The organism is Sphingomonas sp. NCPPB 2930 (assembly GCF_042867205.1).
Lineage (GTDB): Bacteria > Pseudomonadota > Alphaproteobacteria > Sphingomonadales > Sphingomonadaceae > Sphingomonas.
Genome location: NZ_JBHZQU010000006.1, coordinates 204,922 through 211,056 on the forward strand (window position 1 = coordinate 204,922; position 6,135 = coordinate 211,056).

7 protein-coding genes are annotated in these 6,135 nt (G+C 60.2%); 3 read left to right on the forward strand and 4 right to left on the reverse strand.

Features of this window, described 5'->3' with window-relative positions; genetic code table 11:
* Nucleotides 1–33: 33 nt before the first annotated feature.
* From ACFX59_RS09760 to ACFX59_RS09770, 3 genes are read right to left on the reverse strand one after another with little or no spacing between them, the layout of a single operon-like run.
* The gene (locus tag ACFX59_RS09760; protein ID WP_387431953.1) at nucleotides 34–903 is read right to left on the reverse strand and encodes a restriction endonuclease; all 870 of its coding nucleotides are present in this window, start codon (nucleotides 901–903) and stop codon (nucleotides 34–36) included.
* Entirely contained in the window at nucleotides 900–1,655 is a 756-nt protein-coding gene (locus tag ACFX59_RS09765; protein WP_387431956.1) for a hypothetical protein, read from the reverse strand. Before ACFX59_RS09765 ends, ACFX59_RS09760 begins: the two co-directional genes overlap by 4 nt.
* A 56-nt stretch (nucleotides 1,656–1,711) precedes the next feature.
* Nucleotides 1,712–2,647: a hypothetical protein gene (locus ACFX59_RS09770; RefSeq protein WP_387431958.1), complete on the reverse strand. Its 936-nt coding sequence runs from the start codon at nucleotides 2,645–2,647 to the stop codon at nucleotides 1,712–1,714.
* A gap of 1,296 nt (nucleotides 2,648–3,943) precedes the next feature.
* Here ACFX59_RS09770 and ACFX59_RS09775 point away from each other — a divergent pair.
* Both ACFX59_RS09775 and ACFX59_RS09780 read left to right on the forward strand, forming a co-directional pair.
* Nucleotides 3,944–4,270: a helix-turn-helix domain-containing protein gene (locus ACFX59_RS09775; RefSeq protein WP_387431960.1), complete on the forward strand. Its 327-nt coding sequence runs from the start codon at nucleotides 3,944–3,946 to the stop codon at nucleotides 4,268–4,270.
* Nucleotides 4,230–5,198 (forward strand): reverse transcriptase family protein, encoded by a 969-nt coding sequence (locus tag ACFX59_RS09780; RefSeq protein WP_387431962.1) that lies wholly within the window; start codon nucleotides 4,230–4,232, stop codon nucleotides 5,196–5,198. The genes ACFX59_RS09775 and ACFX59_RS09780 overlap by 41 nt, the downstream gene beginning before the upstream one ends.
* 51 nt (nucleotides 5,199–5,249) lie before the next feature.
* Here ACFX59_RS09780 and ACFX59_RS09785 read toward each other — a convergent pair whose 3' ends face one another.
* Entirely contained in the window at nucleotides 5,250–5,786 is a 537-nt protein-coding gene (locus ACFX59_RS09785; RefSeq protein ID WP_387431965.1) for a hypothetical protein, read from the reverse strand.
* A 263-nt stretch (nucleotides 5,787–6,049) separates the two neighbouring features.
* Here ACFX59_RS09785 and ACFX59_RS09790 point away from each other — a divergent pair.
* Nucleotides 6,050–6,135, forward strand: an 86-nt coding sequence (locus ACFX59_RS09790; RefSeq protein WP_387431976.1) for a transposase, incomplete at its 3' end; no start/stop codon positions are given.

The window sequence follows — 6,135 nt, forward strand, 5'->3', positions numbered from 1 at the left end:
GTCGCTGAGCGGGCAGACCGATAGCCTCGTCGTTCAGCTCTCCGTGGGAAATAGGTCGGCCACCGGTGCAAATGGCTGGCCGGTCTCCGAGGCATGGCGAACTTTCCGTTCGAGCACGATGTCGATTGGGATGTTGCGGTCTAGCGCTTCGTACATATCCTGCCCGTCCATGCAGATAACCTTCTTGCCTCGGCCGAAAGCGGCTAGCCCGACATCGGTGAAGCCGCCGAAGCTGACGAAGAGACCGCGCGTCCAGGCGGCCTTGTCGTCGACCTTGCCCTGGAAGCTGCGCAGCTCGTCCGATCCAATCCTGTCCTGATGCCACTTGGCTTCGAGCAAGTAGGTCTCGTGCTTCAAGTCAAAACTGCCGTCGATCTGCTCACCCGTCAGGCTGAAGGGCCTGCGCGCCTTGAGGCCGAATGTGTCGAACAGCACCTTCAGATATTTCTCGAAGGCGTAGCCGCGCGGGCGTGGATCCATTTCCCACAGCGCGTTCAATTGGTCGCGTAGCGCCTCAAAGCCCTTCCGGTTGAACACCGAAACGGGTAGTGCGCCGTTGACGTTGCCGCCGCTCTCAAGCCGGCTGACGATCGCGAGCACTTGCCCTTCGGCGAGTGGGGAGGTGTCCCGCTGAGGCTTGCGCCTCATCGCGCTGCGATATTCGCTCAGCCGGCGGAGCGCTCTTGCGGCGGTCGCATCGTCCACGGCCTTCAGGAAGCAGCGAAGGTGACTGGCCTTCGACGATCCTTCAGTCTCGTAATCCCCGCCATACAGGTCGACGTCAAACTCGATCTGGAAGAATTCACCCATCGTGCGGTTGCTGAAGTCGAGAACGTATCCCTTGCTCTCGCCGCGGAGGAACTCGTCAATCAGATTGAGCTCGGCGGTCTTGATGCTGCTCATGCGGCTGACTCCGGCTTGAAACGGATGTATTCGCCAATGATCGGGATCAGTCGATCCGACGTCTCCGGCGTGTAGTCCGGGGAATGGCACAGCAGACCGACATCGAACGGCGCGGCGGCGGTGTAGTCGTCGAGGGTGAGCATCCTGAAGGGCACCGGCGGCAAGGCGAAGTCGGGATCCAGCCCGCAGAGTGCATGGTAGTCGGGCGACGATCCCATCATGGGTAGGCCGACGCGGGTGAACGACTTGATGTCGAGATAGCCGGCTGTCTTGTCGCCCTTCGGAAAGTAGATCGGCGGGAGGTCGTCCCCCCATCCCTTGGGATACACGTAGGTGAGGTCGCAGATGAACTCGGCGGCGACGGCGTAGGCGAGCCAGCTTCCCAGATTCAGTCCTTCGCTTGCCCGGACGGGTTTGCGGCGGTCCGCCAGCGGCATACCCACGCGCTTGATCATGTCCACCCAAGAGGGATCGCCCATGCCGAGATCGGCGTGCGCGTCGACGTGGACGACTTCGAGCGGCCCGCTGCCGCCCTCGACAATGTTGCGCATGACGTCGAACGCGCCGTCGTGGTTGGTGACGAACCAGCCGTCGATCGGCGCGCTGCGCGACAGACCGCACTGGCGCTCCATAAACTCGCGCAGCCTATCCTCTGCCCATGGGTGGAAGGTTTCTGCATCCAGACGCCCGCCCTCCGGCCAATGCGCCACGTGATTCAGAAAGGCGTCGAGGTCGATGTCGAGGAAGCGCATCTTCCTGGAGGCGTTCCCGTCGTTGACCATCGGAAGGGCGTCGCCGCCAACGTGCCTCACAGGAACTTCTCGGCCAGATCGCGTCGACCGCGCGGCTCAGAATGGGTGATCCGCTGATCCTCGGGGTAGTAAAAGCCCGAGACGTACAGATCATACTTGCCGATCTCTACGCGTACAGAGATCTCCGTTTGGTCATCCCAGGTGTCACGCACCGACGCCTTGCATGTCTCCCCGCGCATCTCGAAATCGAACGAGGGGCTCGCTTTGTCCCACTTGTCGATCGCGGTACGGATGAGCGTCTGGCAGATTGCGTTGCGCTTTTTCTGCGACAGCATGTCCAGCGATGACTCCTTGATCGGACCGAACATGCCGCTGGCGTTCATCGCTTCGAGGATCTTCCGCATGTGAGTGCCGGTATGCTGGTTCACGAACAGCGACGACCGCGATCCATGGGGGGCGCCGAGGATATTGGAGCGGATGTTCCACCAAGTCTCCGCCACCTGCGCACCTGCAGCCTCGGCGGCCGACAGCTGAGCGAACCAGGTCAGGGCGTCGCGGCTGCGAATCGTCCCATCGGCCTCCAATTCGACGTTCACCGCCACCACGACGACAGGGTGCGCCTGATCGGAATAGAGGGGTTCCTCAAGCCGGTATGCGTCAAGTCCTGGGACGGCTCGCACCGTGTCGACGAGTTTGTCGGCGCCTTCCTCAGAATAGGGGCATGTCACAAAGCCGCGAACGAATTCGACCGTGTGGTCAAGCTCTCGGTACGTTGGAGACTCAGTAAGGCTGGCGACGTGCTTTCCGGGATGACGGGGCGGAGCGGTCAGGATGGGGTGCCAGTCGGGGAAGAAGTCGGTGGCGTTGCCGAGCTCCTCAATCAGCGCCTCGACTCTCTGCCGGCCGGCCGCCGGATCGTTGAGGCTCTTGGTTAGGTAGCTGATCGCCTTGGCGTTCTGCTGAGCGGCGACGGTCGGGGAGCGGAATTCCATACTAATGCACCTCCACGTGAGAGCTTTATAAAACGCATATGGGTTCTAATGCGCAATTATGCAAGTCACGTGAAATAGTCATTTTACGTGATTGTCGTGCGGCTACCGATCGACCGGCGATGGTGCGGCTCGCTTGACGTGAAGTCAAAGCCGACCGACTGGTCTGCGCGGCACGAGTGACGGGTTTCAGCAAGAACCGCCGTTCACATCAACGATGCTGAATGTCTTGAGCTGGTCGACTGCTGTCTCAGCCTCAAACGCGGGATAGTGGGACATTCCTGGCGCTCCCCTGCAACGTGTCGAACGGCAGGTCCGGCCAAGAGCCGACATTTGACGTCTGCGCGACCGGCACCGCACTACGACATAGATTGGGCTGTCCGCACGTCGGCAGCTTCGGGGGGGCGCATCGCGGAAAGCGTCCATCTGTTTAGTCGGAAAGTCGGGTAGCTAAGGGCTGACCCGATGGTCTCCTTCGCTGGCCATCCCGATACTTTGACCTGCTGCCGGTCTCATGAACACCGGGTTAGGCTACATGAGCCTAATTCTCGAAGCCTATGGGGTTGAGATAGCCCAGCATGTCGGGCTGTAGAAGCGCTCGATGTAAGGCTGGCAGAGCACGCTCCGCTGTATTCGCGCTCCTTGCAGGGCGTTGACCGAACAATGGGACGACAGCATGCCCTGCGAGCCGGATGACATTGATTTCTGGAAGCACCATCTTCCGATCTGATCTATGCCTTGGCCTCGCCTCGATGTAGGCACTGACGGAACGATATTCGCTGTCAGCGAATATCTGTTGACGTCTGACGACGAATCAGGCAGGTAAGCCGCAGACATTCGGGACAAAGGCAACATCCCACTAAACTCTGGGTGAGAAATCACCTGCGGGGCAGACCTCGGTCAGTCCTCACACTTGTCAGGAGCTTGAGGGCCCCCCGCACGGGGACCGCCCGCAGCGCCGATAAGGCGCGTCCCTGTGGACGGGACGCGAAGGGTTTCGGGGGGATGCTTCTTCTCTCGTTGTGATCCTGCTTGTGGAGCTGGTCCCAATTCCGGGGCGAGTGTGCAGGAGAACTACCTATGGGAATTATTCCCTCACCGAATGTCGGGAAGAAGCGTGCGAAGACTAGCCGACGGGGTCATCCAATCCGGGATGCCCTTCTGAAGCCGACGACCTGGAAAGCCGCTGCGGCCGCCTTGGATTTTATTCTGAAGGCGGTGCGTGTGGGCGCAAAGGTCTGGGACATGTTGACGTAATCCCCCCTTAATTCTCCCGGCGGAGGTTGTGGAGGAGACATCATGTACGACAGAGCTTTGAAGACAATAAGACAATATCATCGGCTTTCGCAGGCTGATCTGGCGGACCAGATCAATATATCGCGATCCTATCTCAACGAGATCGAGCGCAACCGGAAAGAACCGAGCCTCGATGTCCTCAGGAAATATGCGGAACGGTTTGAGGTTCCATTGTCGTCCCTTATGCTGTTCGCGGAACAGGGGCCCGGGACGACATTCGACAAGGCCCGTATCTTTGTTGCCGACAAGGTGCTGAAGATGCTGGAATGGGTTGCTGAAGGGGAAGACAGTGAGCGCAGCAAAGAAAGCGAAGCAGCGCATTCCGATTGATCGGTGCCACCTTTACGGGCTCCGGTCGCCGCATGCTTTGGCAAACCGTCTGGGGTGGGACCTGAACAAGCTTGATCAGCTCGCCCGGCATGGCGGCTACAGGGTCTACAAGCACAAGGCCACCGGACGTGAGATCCAGGAGCCGGGCGCAGCGCTGCAAAGCCTTCACCGGCAGCTTCACCGATACCTCGCGCGCGTGGAGGTTCCGGAATATCTGCATTCCGCGGTCAAGGGCAGATCCTATCTGTCGAATGCGCGCGCGCACGTCTGTATCGGAAGCCTGATCAAGATCGACATCGCGAAATTCTACCAGTCGGTGCCGCAGTACAAGGTGATGCACTTCTTCCGGGATGTGCTGTGCTGCGCTCCGGACGTTGCCGGGCTGATCGCGAACCTGATCTGCTACCGCGGCGTGCTGGCCACCGGCAGCTCGATCAGTCCGATCATATCCTACTACACGTTCAAGAGTCTCTTCGACGATCTTGCCGCGCTGGCGGACGGTCATGGCCTGAATATGACCTGCTATGTCGACGACATCACCATGTCGGGCGCAGGCGCGACACGTGCGGTCCTGCACGAGGCGCGCTCCATGATCTTCCGTGCCGGGCTACGGGCGCACAAGGATCGCTCGTTTGGAGAGGACGGGGCCAAGATTGTCACCGGGGTTGTCGTCGGACCACATGGTATAGGGCTGCCGTTCGCACGCTGGCAGAAGATCCGCCAGGCGACACGCGAGATTTCAGTCTGCACCGATGTGGCGGAGAAACTGGGTCTATACCCTAAACTGGTATCCCGTCTCTATGAGGCCTCGCAGATCGATGCCCGTTGCCGCCCGCGCGCCGAGTTTCACCACGGACAGTGGCGCGCGCTCAAGCGAACGGTTGCCGCGCAGGTTCTTCCGGTAGCCGGGATCGAGGAAGCGGCTTAGCGATCGGCGCGTGACACAGCATGGGGTCCGGCCGGCATCGCGCGCCCCGGTTCACCCGGCGTCGTAACGCGCTGCCGCAATCATCCTTTCGTAGAGCATCTGGATGTCGGCGAAGAGCGCCTTGCGCCCTTCCTCGGCATCAGCGCGGCATTGAACGAGCGTGTCGTCTTGGGGCATCCCGATCGTCCGGACGAGCGGTAGCCTCAGGTTATGATACTCAACCTGCTTCAGCCAAGTGGCCTGAAGCAGGTCGCCGATCTCGTCGCCGAAAACAGTGCGTCCATCGACCAGGACATGAAAGAGCTGCTCGTTCCGGTCATCCAGTCCGCTGCCGTCATAGTTATAGCGGGCGAGAACGCCTCCGACCGTGCGGATGATTTTCTGGCGGTCCTCGAGCATTTTGATCTGTTGCGCCTGCCGCTCCATGCGGAGCTGCTTGCTCGCGTGCTGGCGCATCCACCGATTCTGCTGGATGCTGAAGTAAAGGACGGCCGCCGCCACGATGGTAGGTGATGTTATCTTGACCAGCTCGATAAACTGCGGCCAGGTCGGGGCTGCTGCAATGATCGCATTGATAAATCCGTTCATACGGCAATGTATCAGCGCGTGGCCGCCCCCTCAACGTCACCCGGCAAGACAACGCTCACCAAGCAAACCGGTCAGCTTTGCGCGAGCTCAATGTCGGGTCACATCAACAGCCGACATCCACATCAACCAAGCTGAATGTCTTAGGGTCAGGACTCGTTGATCACAGCCAGAAGATGACGGTTGCAGCGAGAGCGACGGTGACGTGACCCCCGTTTCTTCATCCAGGTGGAACTAGAGACCGGCCCCTCAAAGGGACGGACGGAATGAAGCGGAAGCAATTCTCGGAAGAGCAGATCATCGGCATCCTGAAGGAGGCCGAGGCGGGCGCAGTGGTGACGGAGTTGTGCCG

Coding starts and splice junctions, on each gene's coding strand:
- ACFX59_RS09760 (WP_387431953.1), bottom strand. CDS start 903: ATGAGCAGCATCAAGACCGCCGAGCTCAATCTGATTGACGAGTTCCTC.
- ACFX59_RS09765 (WP_387431956.1), bottom strand. CDS start 1,655: ATGCGCTTCCTCGACATCGACCTCGACGCCTTTCTGAATCACGTGGCG.
- ACFX59_RS09770 (WP_387431958.1), bottom strand. CDS start 2,647: ATGGAATTCCGCTCCCCGACCGTCGCCGCTCAGCAGAACGCCAAGGCG.
- ACFX59_RS09775 (WP_387431960.1), top strand. CDS start 3,944: ATGTACGACAGAGCTTTGAAGACAATAAGACAATATCATCGGCTTTCG.
- ACFX59_RS09785 (WP_387431965.1), bottom strand. CDS start 5,786: ATGAACGGATTTATCAATGCGATCATTGCAGCAGCCCCGACCTGGCCG.